General features: G+C 68.1%; 17 protein-coding genes. 7 read left to right on the top strand and 10 right to left on the bottom strand.

Features of this window, described 5'->3' with window-relative positions:
• Positions 1-324 (bottom strand): hypothetical protein (locus tag VGD44_RS00820; protein WP_331082868.1); only part of this gene is annotated, 324 nt, incomplete at its 3' end.
• 164 nt (positions 325-488) lie between these two features.
• Here VGD44_RS00820 and VGD44_RS00815 point away from each other — a divergent pair.
• From VGD44_RS00815 to VGD44_RS00805, 3 genes are all read left to right on the top strand, one after another.
• Positions 489-716, top strand: a complete 228-nt coding sequence (locus VGD44_RS00815) for a hypothetical protein (RefSeq protein ID WP_331082866.1) — start codon at positions 489-491, stop codon at positions 714-716.
• A gap of 46 nt (positions 717-762) precedes the next feature.
• Positions 763-2,127, top strand: coding sequence for an MATE family efflux transporter (locus VGD44_RS00810; RefSeq protein WP_331082864.1), 1,365 nt, complete (start codon positions 763-765; stop codon positions 2,125-2,127).
• A gap of 91 nt (positions 2,128-2,218) precedes the next feature.
• Positions 2,219-2,938 carry a PEPxxWA-CTERM sorting domain-containing protein gene (locus tag VGD44_RS00805; protein ID WP_331082862.1) on the top strand — a complete coding sequence of 240 codons (720 nt, stop codon included), beginning with the start codon at positions 2,219-2,221 and terminating at the stop codon, positions 2,936-2,938.
• A 4-nt stretch (positions 2,939-2,942) separates the two neighbouring features.
• On the opposite strand, the gene VGD44_RS00800 is transcribed toward VGD44_RS00805, so the two are convergent.
• Together VGD44_RS00800 and VGD44_RS00795 are read right to left on the bottom strand one after the other, a co-directional pair.
• Positions 2,943-3,845 carry a cobalamin biosynthesis protein CbiG gene (locus VGD44_RS00800; protein WP_331082860.1) on the bottom strand — a complete coding sequence of 301 codons (903 nt, stop codon included), beginning with the start codon at positions 3,843-3,845 and terminating at the stop codon, positions 2,943-2,945.
• 70 nt (positions 3,846-3,915) lie between these two features.
• Complete coding sequence (locus VGD44_RS00795; RefSeq protein WP_331082858.1) at positions 3,916-4,917, bottom strand: NADP-dependent oxidoreductase; 1,002 nt, start codon at positions 4,915-4,917, stop codon at positions 3,916-3,918.
• Between the two features lie 85 nt (positions 4,918-5,002).
• On the opposite strand from VGD44_RS00795, the gene VGD44_RS00790 reads away from it, so the two are divergent.
• A complete protein-coding gene (locus VGD44_RS00790) occupies positions 5,003-5,926 on the top strand; it encodes a Gfo/Idh/MocA family protein (protein ID WP_331082857.1) in 924 nt (307 codons plus the stop codon).
• 41 nt (positions 5,927-5,967) lie between these two features.
• Positions 5,968-6,444: a glutathione peroxidase gene (locus tag VGD44_RS00785; RefSeq protein WP_331082855.1), complete on the top strand. Its 477-nt coding sequence runs from the start codon at positions 5,968-5,970 to the stop codon at positions 6,442-6,444.
• Positions 6,445-6,450: 6 nt separating this feature from the next.
• On the opposite strand, the gene VGD44_RS00780 is transcribed toward VGD44_RS00785, so the two are convergent.
• From VGD44_RS00780 to VGD44_RS00770, 3 genes are all read right to left on the bottom strand, one after another.
• Positions 6,451-7,275 carry an enoyl-CoA hydratase-related protein gene (locus VGD44_RS00780; RefSeq protein ID WP_331082853.1) on the bottom strand — a complete coding sequence of 275 codons (825 nt, stop codon included), beginning with the start codon at positions 7,273-7,275 and terminating at the stop codon, positions 6,451-6,453.
• A 103-nt stretch (positions 7,276-7,378) separates the two neighbouring features.
• On the bottom strand, positions 7,379-9,991 hold the full coding sequence (locus VGD44_RS00775) for a TonB-dependent receptor (protein WP_331082851.1): 2,613 nt from the start codon (positions 9,989-9,991) through the stop codon (positions 7,379-7,381).
• A 114-nt stretch (positions 9,992-10,105) separates the two neighbouring features.
• A complete protein-coding gene (locus VGD44_RS00770; protein ID WP_331082849.1) occupies positions 10,106-13,000 on the bottom strand; it encodes a TonB-dependent receptor in 2,895 nt (964 codons plus the stop codon).
• Positions 13,001-13,509: 509 nt separating this feature from the next.
• On the opposite strand from VGD44_RS00770, the gene ilvD reads away from it, so the two are divergent.
• On the top strand, positions 13,510-15,240 hold the full coding sequence (ilvD, locus tag VGD44_RS00765; protein ID WP_331082847.1) for a dihydroxy-acid dehydratase: 1,731 nt from the start codon (positions 13,510-13,512) through the stop codon (positions 15,238-15,240).
• Positions 15,240-15,929, top strand: a complete 690-nt coding sequence (locus tag VGD44_RS00760) for an aspartate/glutamate racemase family protein (RefSeq protein ID WP_331082845.1) — start codon at positions 15,240-15,242, stop codon at positions 15,927-15,929. Before ilvD ends, VGD44_RS00760 begins: the two co-directional genes overlap by 1 nt.
• Positions 15,930-15,932: 3 nt before the next feature.
• Here the strand turns inward: VGD44_RS00760 and VGD44_RS00755 are convergent, their stop codons facing one another.
• Genes VGD44_RS00755 through VGD44_RS00740 form a run of 4 tightly spaced genes read right to left on the bottom strand, consistent with a single transcriptional unit; the run spans position 15,933 to position 18,612 of the window.
• Positions 15,933-16,607: an isoprenylcysteine carboxylmethyltransferase family protein gene (locus VGD44_RS00755; protein ID WP_331082843.1), complete on the bottom strand. Its 675-nt coding sequence runs from the start codon at positions 16,605-16,607 to the stop codon at positions 15,933-15,935.
• 8 nt (positions 16,608-16,615) lie between these two features.
• The gene (locus VGD44_RS00750; protein WP_331082841.1) at positions 16,616-17,308 is read right to left on the bottom strand and encodes an NnrU family protein; all 693 of its coding nucleotides are present in this window, start codon (positions 17,306-17,308) and stop codon (positions 16,616-16,618) included.
• Between the two features lie 34 nt (positions 17,309-17,342).
• Complete coding sequence (locus tag VGD44_RS00745) at positions 17,343-17,981, bottom strand: hypothetical protein (RefSeq protein WP_331082839.1); 639 nt, start codon at positions 17,979-17,981, stop codon at positions 17,343-17,345.
• A gap of 31 nt (positions 17,982-18,012) precedes the next feature.
• Entirely contained in the window at positions 18,013-18,612 is a 600-nt protein-coding gene (locus VGD44_RS00740; protein WP_331082837.1) for a GNAT family N-acetyltransferase, read from the bottom strand.

Here is an 18,612-nt window from a genome sequence, read left to right as displayed (position 1 = left end):
TGTCGGACCAGCGCGGAACGTCCCTTCGAGCACAGAGTATCGCTGGCTCAGGCCGCGCGCTGCGGTGTCGTTCACCCATTTGGGCCTCTCTACCCAGAGGGAGTTCGCCAAAACGCTCGCATCGAAGTCGGCCTTGCTCAGGTAGATCGCGTTCCCCTCAAACTCGAAGTTCAGGTAGCCAACGACGCGGACACGCTCGCCGTCGTGGCGCACGGGATCGGCGATCAACGCCACCAACGGCAGGTCGCGCGGTTGAGGTGTGGGTGCGGCCTTCGCCGCAGCCGACGTGACCAGAACGAATGAAAGAAGCAGGGCGCGCCACATACCCCATGATGACCACCGCTGTGCAAGCGGGACAATGGGGAGCCCGAACGTCGCCTAAGGGTCGATTTCACGCATTGCCTCACGGCCGACGAGCGGACGTTCGCCGGGGGCCGTCCGTCATCCTGCCCCCTTGGGATGCGCTGAAATCTTGACAGCTGAGTATGATGTTCTTTGTTCTCGTGCAGGCGGTGTCCGTCCTGATCGCGGAACGCATCGACGCAGTGTTGTCGGTGATGGCCGAGGTGTGTCTGGAGTCCCTGGTGGAGGCCGGCCAGAGGCAGAAGGCCGCCGAGGATTTCGAGGCCTTCGAACACTCCGCGCTCGTGTGCCTCCACGGCCACGGCGCCGCTCGCAGCGGCGCTGACGGCCACGCTGGCCTTGCAAGCTTTTGACGCGGGCGCCAGTCTCCGCGCCTCTTTGAAACCCGGGACCCACGTCATGGACCGCGCAGCGGCCCAGCAGTCTTCGCTCGTCCGCGTCGACCTCTCGACCCTGCTGAAGCTGTCGGGGCCGGTCGTACTGTCGCGCCTGGGCATCATGGCCATGGGCCTGACCGACGCGGTGGTGGTGGGACGCTACTCGGCGACGCAGCTCGGCTACCACGCGCTGGGCTGGGCGCCGACCAGCGTGGTGCTGACCATGGTGGTGGGCCTGCTGGCCGGCGTGCAGGTGATGACCGCCCGCGCCATCGGCGAGGGGCGGCGCGACAAGACCGGCGCCGTACTGCGCCGGGGCCTGATCTACGCCTTCTGGATCGGGATCGCCTCGACGGTGTTCCTGGCCATCATCGGGCCGCCGTTCCTGCACGTCATCGGCCTCGACAAGGACCTGGCCGACGGCTCCAGCCGCGCGCTCCTGGTCTTCTCCCTGTCGCTCACCGGCTATGCGATCAGTGTCACGGCGAGCTTCTGGCTGGAGGGACTGTCGCGGCCCGGGCCCGCGGCCTGGGCCATGTGGGCGGCCAACGTCGTGAACCTGGCGCTCGTGCTCTTGCTGGTGCCCGGGACGTTCGGGATTCCTGCCGGCGGGGCCGTGGGCGCGGCGTGGGCCACGACGGGCGCGCGGACGTTCCTGGCGATCGCCACCCTGGGCTACATCGCACTCATGCCCGAGGCCCGCGCCCTGGGCGTGTTCGCCAAGCCCGAGCGCGACCGCGCCGCCGAGGCCGAGCAGCGCCGGATCGGTTACGGCGCGGGTGTGTCGAACTTCCTGGAGGTCTCGGCGTTCGCGAGCATGAACGTCATCGCGGGCTGGATCAGCGGCCTGACCGTGGCGGCGTGGGCCATCGTGCTGAACGTGGCGGCGATCGTCTTCATGGTGCCGCTGGGCCTCGCGACCGGGGCGGCTGTGCTGGTGGGCAAGGCCTACGGCGCGCGTGACCCGGCCGGTGTCAACCGCGCCGGCGCGGTGTCCTTCGCCGTGGCGGCGGTGTTCGGACTGGTGGTCTCGCTGGCGGTCTGGCCGACCGCGACGCTGATTGTGAGCGGCTACACGACGGACGCGCCGACGATCGCCTTGGCGGCGCCGGCGCTGGTGCTGTCGTGCCTTTTCTTCTTCCCGGACTGCCTCCAGGTGGTGGCGGCCCAGGCCCTGCGCGCCCGCGGCGACGTCTGGCTGCCCACCTACACCCACCTGACCAGCTACGTCGCGGTGATGATGCCGCTCGCCTGGTGGTTCGCGATCCCGTTGGGCATGGGGATCAACGGCATCGTATGGGCCGTGGTGATCGCGAGCTTCCTGTCCGGCGGCCTGCTGCTGGGCCGCTTCTGGATGCTGAGCCGGCGGAATCGGCCTGACGCATAGGTTTCACGCTGCCTTGCGACGAGCGGTGTTGCGTCGCAACCTTGCCGCGATTAGTGGTCGAAGACGTCCTTGTGCGTGTGAGGGTGCTGCAATGTCCAAGTGGTTCGCCATCGCGTTGGGTGCGCTGGCGGTGGTGTCGGCTCAGCCTGCCCAAGCCCAGGCGGTCGCCGTGATCAACGGCGTAAAGAGCCAGATCGACAATTCGCCGTCCGATCCGGGGGCCGGCGTGATCGAGGTCGGCAAGATCTCGGAGTATTCGAATCCGACCACGATCGAGGACATCCACACCCTGACAGGTCTCGTGGAGGCCTTCGCGTTCTACGACTTCGATCCGGACCCGTTCGGCCCGACCTACCTGACGTTCGACCTGCTGGCGCAGGGCGGCAGCTATGCGCCGCCGTTCGGACCCGGCAACGTCGACCGGCCCTTCGACGGCGAAATCGCGCTGGGCTGGTTCATCCCGGCGTTCCTGGGTGACCCCGGCCTCGTCGTCACCCCGCTCACCACCTTCTCGGTGGCTGCCGCGACGACCGGTGCGGGGTCGACCTTCAGCCTGCGTATCGACGCGCTGCTGGATACGGTCCTAGCCGGTGTGCCCGCGGCGGGCTCGGACATCGGTTTCAAGCTGACGGCGATCGGCGCGCCCAACGACACCGCCTGGCTGTTCAACAACTTCCGCCTGACCGAGACCGACCAGACGAACCTGATCGGCGGCGCCGTCCCTGAGCCGGCCGGCTGGGCGATGATGATCGTGGGCTTCCTCGCCGTGGGGTCCAGCCTGCGCGGCGCCCGCCGGCTCGCCGCAGCCTAGCTGGCTAGGCGCCGGCTCCCAGGATCCAGCCTTCCTCGCGCTCGGCGTCCAGCACGACGTCGGCGGCGGTGCCCTTCGCCGGCCCGAACAGGACGCCCAGCTTGTTGGCCTCGTCCAGGCGCGCGAAGTGCTCGGCCGTGGTGCGCACCTGGGCCAGGTCCTTCACCTCGCCGGGCGCCGGCGCGGGCTTGAGCAACGACGGATAGACTTCGGCCACCACCGCCTCGACGCCCGCGAGATCCGCCTCGGTCAGCGTCTTGAACCCCGTCTCGAACGGCCAGGCCTTCAAGCCATCGCCGCGCGCCGCCTTGAGCCTGCGCACGAACGGGATGCCCAGGATCGCCTGACCGCCCACCGAGCCGTTGTAGTAGAGCTTCCAGATCGAGGCCGCGCCCTTGGCCGCGAGGTCGGCGTGGCGGAACTCCGGCAGGTCGTCGGGGCCGTGCTCGCGCGTCCGCTTCGGTTGCAGGGTGGTCAGCGTGTCCTTTGGTGGGCAGCCCCAGAACGGGAACGGGCCGCCGGTGATCCGCCGGTTGATCTCGGACCCGACGCCGAAGCGGTTGTTGGTGTTGTCGGCCTTGTCCTTGACCATCTTGGCGAGCTGGTCCCAGGTCGCCCGCCACGGCTCCTCGCCTGGCAGCTTCAGCGCCGCTGAGAACCCGCGCGGGAAGCCCAGCGGGAAGTCGAAGCCGATCAGGACCCGCTCGCTGCGCTTGCGCAGGTCGTCCAGGATCGCCGTCAGCCGCGTCTCGGCCTCGGCCCGGGTGGGCGGGTTATAGCTCTCGAACGCCATCCGGAAGCGGATGTCGCGCTTGAGCACGCCGATCCAGATGGAGTCCGCGCCGGTGGTCGGCTTCGCGGCCGCGCTCCAGTCGACGATCACATAGGCGCTGAACAGGCGCGGCACGGGTGACTCCGGGGGTACTCGGGGAAGGTGCGAGCGTTCTACGCCATCCGCTCCCGGAAGGGGAGGGAAGCTAGGCGAGCTTCACCAGCATCTTGCCCAGGTTTTCACCCTTGAAGAGGCCCAGGAAGGCGTCCGGGGCCTTCTCGATGCCCTCGAAGACGGTCTCCTTCCACGTCACCTTGCCCTCTTTCACCCAGCCGGACAGGTCGTGCAGGAAGGCCGGCATCATGTCCCACGAGCTCGAGACGATGAACCCTTCCATCCGCAGCTGCTTGCCGACCATCATGAACAGATTGCGCGGGCCGGGGGGCAGTTCGGTGGCGTTGTACATCGAGATCGCGCCGCAGAGCGCGAAGCGGCCAAAGGGCCGGGCCGCGGTCAGGGCCGCTTCCAGGTGCTCGCCGCCGACGTTGTCGAAATAGACGTCGATGCCGTTCGGGGCCGCCTTCATCAGGGCCGCGGTCAAGTCCTTCTCGGCCTTGTAGTGGATGGCGTGGTCGACGCCGATCTCCTTCAGGAAGGCGATCTTTTTGGCGCCGCCGGCCGAGCCGATCACCGTGTGGCCCTTCGCCTTGGCGATCTGCACGACCATCGAGCCCACGGCGCCGGCCGCGCCTGAGACGAACACCACGTCGCCGTCCTTGAGCGCCGCGATCTTCAGGAGCCCGACGTAGGCGGTGAGGCCAGGCATGCCGGCCGCGCCCAGGAAGGCCTGGGGCGGCAGGCCCATCGGGTCGAGCTTCTGCACTTGGGCCGCGGGCGCGTTGAAGCCTTCGCGCCAGCCGAAGCCGGACTGCACGAGATCGCCGGGCTTCAGGGCGCCGTCGCCCGAGGCGACGACCTCGCCGACTGCGCCGCCGTCCATGGCCTTCCCCAGCTGGAAGGGCGGGGTGTAGCTCTGCACGTCGTTCATGCGGCCGCGCATATAGGGGTCGACCGTCATCCAGAGGTTCTTCACCTGCACCTCGCCGGCGCCCGGCGCGGGCAGGTCGACGGTGGCGAGCTCGAAGTTGGCGGCGGTGGGAAGGCCCTGGGGCCGGCTCTTCAGGCGGATCTCGCGGACGGCGGTCATGGGGCTTCCTCCAGCTGATTTTCAAACACTTGTATGACCTTCGGCGGGTGGCGTCGAGGGCGCGCAGCGTGCTAGGCGCGGCGACATGAGCGAGACCTTGCGGGGCGGCGTGATCGGGGCGGGCGTGTTCGGGGGGCACCACGCCCGGCAGTACGCGCGGCTGCCCAGCGTCACCTTCGCCGGCGTATACGATACCCACCCGGACCGGGCGGCCAAGGTGGCCATGCTGCTGGGCGGTCGCGCCTTCGCCGATCTCGAGCACCTGCTGGAGGTCGTGGACGTGGTGACGGTGGCCTCGCCCGCGACGCATCATGCCGACCAGGCGCTGGCCGCCATCGCGGCGGGCAAGCACGTCTACATCGAGAAGCCGATCGCCATTGGGGTCGCCGAGGCCGAGAAGGTGCGCGCCGCGGCCGCCCGGGCCGGTGTCGTCGTCGCCTGCGGCCACCAGGAGCGGGTGGTGTTCCAGGCTATGGGCCTGCTGGACGTGCCGGAGCAGCCGCTCTTGCTGGAGGCGCTGCGCCACGGCCCGCCGTCCGAGCGCAGCCGCGACGTCTCGGCCGTACTGGACCTGATGGTGCACGACATCGACCTGTGCCTGGCGATCGCCGCCTCCGAGCCCGTCACCGCCGAGGCCGAGGGCGTCCGCGGGCCCGACGGTGTCTGGGACATGGTGCGGGCCGAGGCCAGCTTCGAGAGCGGCTTCACGGCCATCCTCGACGTGTCGCGCCAGGCCGAAACGCGGCGGCGGACCATGCGCATCGTGTATCCCTCGGGCGAGGTCGAGATCGACTTCATGGCGCGGACCTTCCGCAACACCACGCCCTATCCGCTGAACGCCGACTTCGCCGACACGCCGGCCGCGACCGACCCGCTGGGGACCAGCGTCGAGGGCTTCCTGCAGGCCGTCCGCGGGCTGGCCCCGCGCCCCGTCGTGACGCCGGACGAGGCCATCGCCGCGCTCGACCTCGCCATCGCCGTCGAACAGGCGTTGGAAGACGCCCCGTAACGGAGATAGGTTCCGCGCCGACCCATTCCGCGGAGGCCCCCATGTCCAGCGCCCACGACTACAGCTTCGACGCCATCAGCGGCGGCCCGCTGCCCATGACGACCTTCAAGGGCAAGGCGGTGCTGGTGGTGAACGTCGCCTCCAAGTGCGGCCTCACCCCGCAGTACGACGGCCTGGAGAAGCTCTACTCCGACTTCAAGGACAAGGGCCTCGTGGTGCTGGGCGTGCCGTGCAACCAGTTCATGGGCCAGGAGCCGGGGTCGGAGGAGGAGATCCAGACGTTCTGCCGGACCACCTACGGCATCGACTTCCCGATGACCGCCAAGGTCGATGTGAAGGACGCCGAGGCGCACCCCTTCTACAAGTGGGCGGCGGGCGAACTGGGCGAGCCGGCGGTCCCGGTCTGGAACTTCCACAAGATCCTGGTGGGCAAGGACGGCAAGGCCCTGCAGGCCTTCGGCCCGCGCACCGAGCCGCAGGATCCGGGGCTGGTGGCGGCTATCGAAGCGGCCCTCTAAGCGCGATCACGAGCCGGGGGTGAGGCCGTGTCGCTCGCCCTTGCGGCCGCGCACGGCCAGGTCGACCGTGAGCAGGCGGCGTTCGCCGTCCATGCGCATCTGGTTGCCGGGCATCCACATCATGGCCACGTAATCGCCGAGCGAATCCTCGACGGCGCGGCTGAAGCCCTGGGCGTCCTGGGCCTTGTTCATCTGCAGCTTGGCGAAGCGGAGGTAGCCGGGGTCGTTCTCAGCCACGCGGCGGGCCCAGGCGAAGGTCTCGGACTCCAGGGAAGCGGCCGGCAGCACGCGGTTGACGAAGCCGGCGTCCGCCGCCTCCTGCGCGGTGATGAACCGGCTTTCGAAGCAGAGCTCCTTGGCGCGGCGGACGCCGATATCCCAGGGGATCGACATGTACTCCACGAAGCCCGGCAGGAACTGGGCGTCCTCAGCGGCGAAGACCACGTCCATGGCGGCGGCCAACATCCAGCCGGCGTAAATGCAGTAGCCCTCGACCATCGCCACGGTCGGCTTCTCGAAGTTGCGCCACTTCAGGAGCAGGTCGAGGTTGTACTTCTTGAAGGCGTCGTAGTGCTGGATGCCGCCGGGCCCGATCTTGGCCGCCCGGTACTCCGCGCCTTCGGGTGTGCCCAGGTCGTGCCCCGTGGAGAACACGCCGCCGGCGCCGCGGACCAGCACGACGCGCACGTCGGGGTCCTTGCGCGCCAGGTCGAAGGCGGCGTCGATCTCGTCCAGCATCCGCCAGCTCTGGGCGTTGCGATAGCGCGGCCGGTTCAACGTGATGACGCCGACGCCCGCGTCCACGGCGTAGAGGATGTCTTCGAACGCCACCGGTCGCTCCCTCGTCTGTTTCGCGCGACTATAGGCCCATGAACGGGAAGGGGCGCCCGGCCTTGCAGCCGGACGCCCCCTCGTTCGCCCCTTCAGGAGGCGATCAGAAGAAGCGGTACTGGAGCTCCACGCCGTAGGTGCGCGGCGGGTTCAGTTCGTAGGTGGTGCTCTGCCCGAACACGCCGGTGCGGCCGGGGGTTGGGTTCGGGAAGGTGGGGGTCGTGCCGGCCCGGCGGGTGGCGGTGGCCCCGTTGGCGTAGCCTTCGTCGTTCAGGATGTTCTTGGCGAACGCGATGATCGTGTAGCGGTCGTCCTTGTCCCGCCAGGTCAGGCGCGCGTCGAGCTGATCGAAGTCAGGCGACTTGTAGTAGCTGCGGTTGAAGATGCTGCCGTACTGGGCGCCGCGCCAGACGTAGGTGATCGAGCCGGTCAGGCGGCCGGGATCGAATTCCCACGTGTAGTTGCCATTGATCGTGAAGCGGTGCTTGGCCGAGTTGGGCAGGCTGTAGCCGCTCAGGTCCTGCAGGAACTGCGGGCCCGCGCAGAAGGCGTCGATGACCGTCGTCGCCTGCGTCCGCCGCGCGCCCGGCGCCTGGGCGCAGGAGTCCGCCCCGTCGACGGCCCGGCCCTCTTTGATCTCGGTGTCGAGGAACGAGTAATTCGCCAGGATCTGCAGGTTCTCGATCGGCTGCCAGATCGACTCGAGCTCGATGCCCTTGGACTCGGCTTTCGGCACGTTGAACAGGATCGAGTTGGCCGTGCCACCCGCCGTGGCGGAGGGCTGTGACAGCGGCACCTGGGCGTTCTTGTAGCGGTAGTAGAATATGTCGCCGTTGATCTGAAGCGTCGGGCCGATGTTGGTCTTCAGGCCGACTTCGAAGCTGTCCAGGGTCTCCTTTTCGGTGCGCGGGTCGGCGCCAAGCGACGTGTCGATGCCGATCCGGAAGCCGCCCGCCTTGTAGCCGCGGCTGTACTTGGCGTAGCCCATGGTGTCTTCGGTCGGGTTGTACTGGAACCCGAGCGTTCCGGTGACCGCCTTCCACTTGTCGTCGTAGAGGCGGGTCTTGAAGCCGCTGACGGGGTCATAGGTGGTCGAGACCACGCCTTCGCCGCCGACGTTGCCCAGGGCGACGCGGGTGACGTCGATGGGCAGGTCCGGATGCAGCGTGCCCGGCGCGAAGACGATGCGCACCCGCTCGTAGCCGTGCTTGTGGTCCGTGCCGTAGCGCAGGCCGACGGTGGTCTTCCACTTGGGCGCGAACTCCCAGTCGATCTGAGTGAAGATCGCCTTGGAGTGCAGGTTGAAGTGGGGGCGGTCGTCGTAAATCCGGCGCAGCGGAGCCGGCGGCGCAAGTCCCCCTCCCGCATCGGCGACGACGGTGTCCAGGCGCGCCTCGTCCGGCAGCTGGGTGAAGACCGGCTGGTCGTAGGTCTCGTGGTAGAGGAAGGCGCCGAAGACGTACTGCAACGGCCCGTCGTGGGTGGAGATGAGGTTGATCTCGTGGCTCCACCACTCCTCGCGCTCCTGGTAGTCGAACTCGTAGCGGGTGGGATAGGTGCGGCGCGGCACGGCGCCCGCCAGGCACGCCGGAACGGCCGCGGCCGGCAGGGTGTGGCAGGTCGAGTACGACTGAACGCCGGTGCCGTCCTGATCGCCGGTCAGGTAGTAGTGGTACTTGGTTCCGCCGGTGATGTACTTCAGGTCGAAGTCGTCGGCGTGGAACGTCCAGTGGTTGGCGACGATGACGGTGTCCTTCAGCTTCACCGTCCCGGGCGTGTTCACGCAGATGGTGCGTGAGTCGTTCAGCGCCGGGTTCACCGCCGGACAGCCCGTGTTCACGTTCGTCGCCAGGCCTGAGTAGGCGAAGCCGGCCTGCGGCACCAGGTTGTTGCCCTGGGACTGCTGGGAGGTCGTGTAGGGGAAGGGCGCCCAGCTCGAACGCGAGCCCGGTCCGCCCGCGCCGTTGTCCCACTTGATCAGGCTGACCTTGAACCAGGTCTCGAACCGGTCGCTGAACTGGATCGCGAGCTGGCCTTCGAAGAAGGTCGTATCGACGACGCCACCCTCGTCCTTGGCGCCTGGCGTTGTGCTGACGTTGTCGAACCAGCCCTTCGTCTGCTTGTCCCAGTTGCCGGCCAGTCGGAACTGCATCCAGTCGGTGATCGGCCCTGAGACCGCCGCCTCCAGGAGATGGCGGTTGTAGTTCTGGTAGGTGCCGCGGACTTCGCCGTACCACTCCTCGGTCGGCCGGCGGGAGACGATGTTGATCGCGCCGCCGATCGAGTTGCGCCCATAGAGCGTGCCCTGCGGGCCGCGCAGCACTTCCAGCCGCTCGATGAAGATCGGCGTCTCGCCGGCCTGGACCGTCGAGGTGGAATAGATGCCGTCGGAATAGACCGCGACCGAAGAGTCGGCGGCGTGGCTGTTGTTCAGGCGGCCGACGCCGCGCAGCGAGATGCGGTCGGTCTGGGTGGAGTACTGCAGTCCGGGCGTGAAGTTCGTCATGTCCTGGACGGTGTTGATGCCGACCAGGTCACGCTTCTCGGCGGTGAACGCCGAGATCGCCACCGGCACGTCTTGCAGGCTCTGTTCCCGCTTCTCGGCCGTGACCACCAGTTCTTCGATCGTGTTGACGGTCTGGGCCTGGGCGGCGCCAACGCCCAAGGAAGCGGCCAGCAGAGTGCTGGACGCCAGCAAGTGGAGTCTAAACTTCATTTGAACTGCCTCCCCTCAGTGTTTTTGTCGGCGGACTAGCCGCCTACTCTCTTGATGACGCCGGGGCCGCCGCCGGTTCATGCGCCAGCGTTCGACCCCGGTGAGAACGCGAACTCAGAACTTGTAGCGAAGCTCGACGCCGTAGGTCCGGGGCGGGGTGACGTAGTAGGTCTTCCGGATGCCCTGGACGCAGTAGATCGTGCCGAGCTGGCCCAGCGCCGGGTTGCCCGTGCCGCGGGTCACCGGGCTGCAGGTCAGGCCCGCCGGGTTCGCTCCGTAGAGGAAGGCGGTGTACTGCCCGTCGACGCGGTCGGACGTGGCGCCCTGGTCGTAGCCGGTGTCGTCGAAGATATTCTTCACATATCCGATGACCTCGAACTTGCCCTTCGCGTCCTTCCAGAGCAGGCGGGCGTCCACCTGATCCCAGGACGGCGCCTTGTTGTACCAGCGCTCGAACAGCTCCCCGTAGGTGTTGTCGCGCCAGGAGTACGAGACGCTGGCGGTGAGCGAGCCGGGGTCAAAGTCCCAGGTGTAGTTGGCCGCAACCGCGATCTTGTTCCGCGGCGCATTGGGCAGGTCGTTGCCCTTCAGGCTCTGGATCCGCTGGAAGCCGCCGCCGGGCAGGCCGGCTGTGGGCTCGTCCAGCACGCAGTCGCCGGCGACCGCCGCGCCGCCGGCCAGGCACTCGGCCAGCGTGTGGATCGGCTGGGCGCCCGGCTGGGCGGCTGTCGGGTCGGTGGTGTCGACCGCGAAGCCTTTCTTGATCTCGGCGTCGATGTACGAGTAGTTCAGGATAAGTTGCAGATTATCAATGGGTTGCCAGAGGATTTCGACCTCGGCGCCCTGCGAGCGGGACTTCGGCGTGTTGTAGAACGACGTCGTCCCCTGAGAGACCGTCTGGCCGAGCAAGGCTCCCGTCTGGACCACGCTGATCGGAATCTGCAGGTTCTTATAGTCGTAGTAGTAGAGGGCTAGGTTGGTCTGGAGCGTCGGGCCCCAGTTCTTCTTCAGGCCGAACTCGAAGGCGTCGACGGTCTCTTCTTCCGAGTAGGGCAGGAAGCTCAGGACCGTGAAGATGCCGATGTTGAAGCCGCCTGAACGGTAGCCCTTCGAATAGCTGAGGTAGCTGAGCGTATCGTCGTCGGGAGCCCACTCGATCTTGGCGGTCCCGGTGACCTTGCTCCATTTGGCGTCATAGTCGCGCGAGGCGAATCCCGTGGCGGGATCGTAGCGCGTTGGGCCCACCACGCCGGTGGGGATTGGGTCCAGGGCCCCACCCGTGCCGCCGGCGACCACGGTGGTCACGCCGGTCAGGTCGAGCGGCGCGGCAAAGATTTCCGGGGGGACGCCGCCCAGGCAGGCGGGCAGGCCGAAGCACAGCAGGCGCACGGACTCGGTGCCGTACTTGCGGTCGTGCGAGTAGCGGATGCCGCCCGTGAAGGTGAAGTCGCCCAGCTCATAGCTGGCCTGGCCGTAGAAGGCGTACGAGGTGTTCTTGACGTCAGGCCGGTTGTCGAACCGGCGGCCGATACCGGGCGGGCAAGCCGCCGCGGGCGCCGAGGCGCCGTTGCCGGGCGAGATGCCGCTCAGGCAGACGCCGAAAGGCGGGGCGATCGCCCACTCACTTTGCCGTTCGTCCTCGATGGTGAAGACGGGCTGGCGGTATTCCTGGTGGTAGTAGTAGGCGCCGGCGATCCACTGGAACGGGCTCTCCTTCGTGGAGACGAGGTTCAGCTCGTGGCTGATGAAGCCGTTCCGCTCCTGATAGTCGAACTCCTCCTGGGGATAGACCCTGGTGCGGGGGCCACCCGTGGGGTTGATCAGGTCGTACTGCGTGACGGCCGGGTCCTGGCTGCCGCCGGGGACCGAGCCCGTCAGATGGTACCAGTACCGCACACCGCCGACGATGTATCTGATGTCGAAATCTTCAGCGTGATAGGTCCAGTGGCTCGCCACCGTATACGCGTTCGGAACGCGCACGTTGTAGGCGGTCGGCCGGTTGATCCGCCAAGGACTGTTGTACGACGCGTTCGTGCAGCCGTCCGGACTGGCGAGGACCACGTTGACCGCAAGCCCACTGCACCCGAAGCCCGGGTTGAAGTGGGTCGCCTCGCTGTAGAATTGGGTGAGGTCGAAGGAGTCGGCCCCATTGGGGTTCGTCGCCGAGCGCAGCGCCTTGCGGCTGCCATCGAGGTTGAAGATCTCGGGAGTCCAGCCGGCCGACTGCGAGCCGGGGCCCCCGGCGCCGTGGCGCCAGTTCGTGAACCCGACCTTGGTCCACATCTCGACCTTGTCGTTGAACTGAACCTGGATCTGCCCTTCGACGTAGAAGCTGTTGAGGACGTTGCCCTCGGACGACATGCCGGGGACGGTGTTCTTGATCCAGCCCTTGGTCTGGCTTTCCCAGTTGGCCGCGAGGCGCAGTTGGACCTTCTCTCCCAGATAGCCGGGCGCCGGACCTGAGACCGCCGCCTCGAGGACCGAGCGGTTGTAGTTGCCATAGGTGGCGCGCACCTCGGCGTAGGGCTCGGTGGTCGGCCGGCGCGAGAGGATATTGATCGCGCCCGCGATGGCGTTGCGACCGTACAGAGTGCCCTGCGGACCGCGCAGGATCTCCACTCGGTCGAGGAATAGCGTCGAGCTGCCGGCTCGCACCGCGAAGGTCTCGTAGACCCCGTCGGCGTAGTTGGCGACCGAGGCGTCCGCCGAGAGCACGTTGGTGAGGCGGCCCAGGCCGCGCAACGACACCCGGTCCGTCGAGGTCGAGTACTGCAGGCCTGGCGTGAAGTTGGTCATGTCCTGGATGGACTGGATGCCGACGATGTCACGCTGTTCCGACGTGAACGCCGAGATCGCGACCGGGACGTCCTGCAGACTCTGTTCCCGCTTTTCCGCCGTGACCACCAGCTCCGCGATCGTGTTGGGACTGGAGGTCTGGGCGTTGGCGGATGCGCCGACGAAGGCGGCCAGCAGAGCGCTGGACGCCAGCAGATATGGCTTGAACCCCATCTGTACTGCCTCCCCGCAGCATTGATGTCAGCGCTATTGGCTGCGCTTGAGAGGCAAGCTGAAGCAGGTCCGATAAACCGTCAACGCAGATTCGGCCGTGTGAACGGCGTTAAGTTAATAGCCCTCAGTTACAGGCTTAGCTGTGCCAAAGTCGTTACCGCATATGACCTTGTAAGCTGGACAGTTTTAAGCAATCATCACGCCGTTTCTGACTTTGTTCATCCCAATGACAACCTAGAGGCGCGCCAAAAGCGCGCCTTCTTTGTTTTTACACCGCCCTAAAACAGCCACAGGTGGGTCGAATTTCGCATTTGCGAAACATATGGATGCCTTACGAAATAAGGGATCACGGCTGTCTTGGAGACCGGCGTTATCTGCACTGCAGCATGGCCGCCCGAGGGTCCGGAAGGTACGCGCGAGGGTTGATCAGGCCACCCTGAGTGGGTCTGCTCTTCCGTCCGGGGCGGGGGGACCTTAGAGAGGGCGCCTCAAGTCGCGGAGGCCCTGTCATGCATCGCAAGCCGGATGGATCCTGGGACAAGTCCCGGCTCCCCAGCCGCCACACGACCGAGGGGCCGGCGCGCGCGCCGCACCGGTCGTACTATTACGCGATGGGCCTCGGCACCCGCGAGATCGCCCAGCCGTTCGTGGGCGTGGCCTCGTGCTGGAATCAAGCGGCGCCCTGCAACACCGCCCTGATGCGCCAGGCCAACGCTGCGGCCGAGGGCGTGACGCGGGCGGGCGGCACGGCGCGCGAGTTCTGCACCATCACCGTCACCGACGGCATCGCCATGGGCCACGAGGGCATGCGCAGCTCGCTGGTCAGCCGCGAGGTGATCGCCGACTCGGTGGAGCTAACCATGCGCGGCCACGCCTACGACGCCCTGGTGGGGATCGCCGGCTGCGACAAGAGCCTGCCGGGCATGATGATGGCCATGCTGCGCCTCAACGTGCCATCCGTCTTCATGTACGGCGGCTCGATCCTGCCCGGTCGCCTCGATGGCAAGGACCTGACGGTTCAGGACGTGTTCGAGGCGGTGGGCCAGTTCTCGGCGGGCACGATCGACGAGGCCCGGCTCTGCCAGGTGGAGCAGCACGCCTGCCCTGGCGACGGCGCTTGCGGCGGCCAGTTCACCGCCAACACCATGGCGCTCGTGTCCGAGGCCATCGGTCTGGCCCTGCCGCTCAGCTCGGCGCTGCCGGCCGTCTACGAGAGCCGTGACGAGTATGCGCGCGCCTCGGGCGAGGCGGTGATGCGGCTGATCGAGCAGAACATCCGCCCGCGCGACATCTGCACCCGCAAGGCGTTCGAGAACGCTGCGGTCGTCGTCGCCGCAACCGGCGGCTCGACCAACGGCGGCCTGCACCTGCCGGCCATGGCGCACGAATGCGGGATCGAGTTCACCCTGCGCGACTTCGCCGAGATCTGCGCACGCACGCCCTACATCGCCGACCTGAAGCCCGGCGGCCGGTTCGTGGCCAAGGACATGGGCGAGGCGGGCGGCGCCCCGATGCTCATCAAGACCCTGCTCGAGGGCGGCTACCTGCATGGCGACTGCATGACCGTCACCGGCAGGACGCTCGCCGAGAACGTGGCCGACGTTGAGTGGCGCGACGACCAGGAGGTCATCCGCCCGATCTCGAACCCGCTGTCGCCGACCGGCGGCGTGGTCGGCCTGTGGGGCAACCTGGCGCCCGACGGGGCGATCGTGAAGGTCGCGGGCCTGAAGCACATCAAGCACCGGGGCCCGGCGCGGGTGTTCGACGGCGAGGAAGCCTGCTTCGCCGCCGTGGAAGCGCGCGACTACAAGGAAGGCGACGTCCTCGTCATCCGCTACGAGGGCGCCAAGGGCGGACCGGGCATGCGCGAGATGCTGTCGACCACGGCGGCCATCTATGGCCAGGGCGTGGAGAACATCGCCCTCATCACAGACGGCCGGTTCTCGGGCGCCACGCGCGGCCTGTGCGTGGGTCACGTCGGCCCCGAGGCGCAGGAAGGCGGGCCGATCGCGCTGGTGAAGGACGGTGACATCATCACCATCGACGCCGAGACCGGGACGATCGAGCTGGAGGTGGACGCCGCCGAGCTGGAGCGCCGCAGGGCCGACTGGAAGCCGCGCAAGACCAACTACCAGTCCGGCGCGATCTGGAAGTTCGCCCAGGCCGTGGGCCCCGCCCACCTTGGCGCGACCACCCACCCGGGCGCTGCGGCCGAGACCCACGTCTACGCGGACATCTGATGAAGACCATCGGCGTCCTGGGCGGGATGAGTGCGGAATCCACCGCGGTCTACTACCGCGAGCTGAACCGCCTGGTGCGCGAGCGCCTTGGCGGACTGCACTCGGCCGAGCTGCTGATCCGGTCGGTGGACTTCGCGCCGATCGCCGAGCTGCAGGCCAAGGATGACTGGGACGCCACCGGCGCCCTGTTGGCGGAGGCGGCTACGCGGCTGGAAGGCGGCGGCGCGGAGGTGATCGTGCTGGCCACCAACACCATGCACCTGAACGCCGACGCGATCTGCGACGCCATCGGCGTGCCCTTCCTCCATATCGGCGACGCGACGGCCGCGGCGCTGAAGGCGCGTGGCGTGAGGCGGCCGTTGCTGCTGGCCACGCGCTTCACCATGGAGAAGGACTTCTACAAGGACCGGCTCCGCGCCGCCGGCCTCGACCCCTTGATCCCGAGCGACGCGGACCGCGAGCGCCTGCAGGCGATCATCTATGACGAACTCTGCCAAGGAATGGTGAAGCCCACGTCCCAGGCCGAAGGGATGCTGATGGTCGAGCGCGGCCGCGCGGCGGGCGCCGACGGCGTCATCTTCGGCTGCACGGAGGTGGGCCTGCTGCTCTCGCCGGGCGACATCGACGTCCCGGTGGTCGACACCTCGATCGTCCACTGCGAGGCGGCGGTGGAGTTCGCGTTGGGCTGAGGGTCACCAGACGCCCGGAAGCAGCCGGAAGCGGACCTTATGGCGGTAGTCGTCGTAGCCGGCCAGCTCCTTTGAGAGGACCCGTTCCTCGCCGATGGACCGCAGGGCGACGAGCAGGATCATGGCGGCGCCGCCGACAAGGCCGATGCGCGAGCCCAGCAGCATGGGCGTTCCCAACATCCAGAGGGTCGCGCCGGCATAGAGCGGGTGTCGCACCACCGCGTAGGGCCCGGTGTCGATCACATGCTGCTGGCGGTCGGTCTGCACCTGCACTGCCGGGGCCGCAAAGCTGTTCTCGCGGAAGGTCCGCCACGCGATGGCCATGCAGGTCAACGCCATCGCGCCGCCCACAGCCTGAACCGGCCAACCCCAGGCCGGCGGGTTGAGCCGCGCCTCCCAACCCATCGCGATGAACCACGCCGGGACGCCGAGCAGCAGCACGGTGAAGAACACCCGGTCCCAACCGCGCAGTCCGCGGCCGCCCGAGACCGACGTGCGCTCCTTGAGCAGGGCGGGGTCCGTGCGCGCGAGCCCATAGGCCATCGCGACGCTCGTGACGACGAAGAGCACGATGAAGACCCAGGCTTGCGGCCAGTCCAGGCGGCCGGCCGGGAAGAACAGCATCAGGCCGAAAAGAACCGCTATCACCGCGGTCTGTGCGATCGCTCGACCGAACATTGCGCGCCTCAGGGCAGGGCAGCCACCCCGAACATATAGGGATGCCCCCAGGCCAGCGCCGCCCAGGCGACGACGCCCAACAGGATACGCCACCAGCCGATCTCACCCAGGCTGAGCTTCTGCCGGCCGGCCAGGATCGCGGCGAACGGGATGTTCGAGGTCTGGGCGGCGAAGGCGTCCCAGGTCGCGCCCAGCGCGCGCTTGCGCTTGGCGTCGATGCTGGCCGTGCCAAAGAGCGCCAGCAGCAGCAGCGAGCCGAACAGCACCAGGCTGGCGCGCTCGCCGTTCACGACCAGGTGGCCGAACGCCCAGATCGCCACGCCCCAGAGGAACGGGTGGCGGGTGATGCGCAGCATGCCCTGGATCGCGTCGGGCCGTTCCAGGACGCTTTCCTGGCGCACGCTGGTGGGGTTTCGGGTGGCGAGGCCCGGCACGATCAGCAGCATGGCCACCAGCTGCAGCACGAGCTGCACCTGCCGCGAGGCGTCGCCGACGGTCCAGTAGACCGCGTTCCACGACTCGGTCCGCGCCTGGGCGAACCCGTAGCCCAGCCAGCCCAGGCCCGCGAACGAGGCCAAGACGAAGAGGCCAGTGTAGGGGCCCTGGCCGATGCGCGCGATGATCCCGTCCCGAAGGCGCGTGCCCGAGACGAACAGGTGGATCGCGATGAAGAAGGCGGCGGCGGCGAGCAGGTTCAGCATGGCGTCCAACCTTCGGCCCGTTGTGTTTACAATGTCAATTTATAGCGTCTTCGGAATCGTCTTCAAACGCATCGTCGTCGAAGAGGGGACCGGCCGCGACGGGCGGCGGGCGTGTGGCGATCGGCGCGGGCGCCGCGGCGGGCTTGGCGACCGGCCGGCGGAGGAGCGATTCCATCCGCGACATCCAGCTGTTGGCCTCGTGCAGGGCCCCGTCCGCGTCGAGGCGCCCGCGGCGGCCCTCGTCCTCGAGCCGCCAGAGGTCGAGGTTGAAATCGGGATAGCCGGGGTCGTCGAAGACAAATCGGAGGCGCACCAGCTCCGCGGGATCGGCCAGCTGGTCCAGCGGCCGCCGCGGCTCGCCGCGGAAGGCCCGCGCCGCCACCTGGCGGTCGACGATCAGCTCCACGCCGGTCAGTTCGTCCAGGCGGTAGTCGAGCCGCCAGCCGCCCTTGTCCCACGCGACGCAGACCCGTCCCGCGCTCAGGTCGAACCCGATGCCGGCGCCGCGGCCGCGGGCGATCAGCAGGGGCTGGGGAACGGCGTCCAGCCCCTCGGTCAGGGTGCGCCGGATGCGGCGGCCCTCGTCGAGGAACCAGACGACGGCGCCTCCCAGCAGCGTCAGCGCGCCGCCGGCGAGCGCGAGCAGTGTCAGGAGCCTCGCGAGCTCTTCCATGTGCCGAGACTACGCCGTTCGCCTGAGTCGGCTAAGCCGACCGGATCACGGGGATATGCGGGGCCGCGTCGAGAGGGACCAGGCCCTTCAGCCGCGGGTCGTCGATGACCTCCACCTCGCGGTAGAAGGGTGTGAAGCCCGAGCGGATGTAGAACTGGACCGCGTTCTGGTGGTCGAAGGTGCAGGTGTGCACCCAGAACCGCTTGATCGGCTGCGACCAGGCCCGCCGGATCGCCCGGTTCATCAGCCAGCGCGCCGCCCCGCCGCCCACGAGTCCCTTCGTGACCCCGAAGAAGGCCAGTTCGCAGGTCTCGGGCTCGGCGAAATCGAGCTCCAGCATGCCCGTCTCGCCGCCGGGCGCCTCCAGCCGATAGACCTCCACCTTGGGGTCCTGGACGATGGCCAACAGCTCTGCGGCCGGCATCTGCAGGCGGCTGAACCACATCCAGTCGTGGCCGACGGCGGTGTAGAGCGCCAGGTACTCCTCGCGCGTCGGGGCCTCGATGCGCCGCAGCGTCCACTCGGGGCTCTCGACCTCCGGGCGAAGCGCTGGCGCCGCGAACATCTGCAGCCCGGTGACGATCGCCGCGGCCTTGCCGGGCGGCACGTCGTGGAAGCCGTCGGACAGCAT

Origin of the sequence: Phenylobacterium sp., from assembly GCF_036402295.1 — a bacterium.
GTDB lineage: Bacteria > Pseudomonadota > Alphaproteobacteria > Caulobacterales > Caulobacteraceae > Phenylobacterium.
The sequence above is the reverse complement of the archived record's forward strand: the minus strand, read 5'-3'. Positions and strand labels throughout refer to the sequence as shown.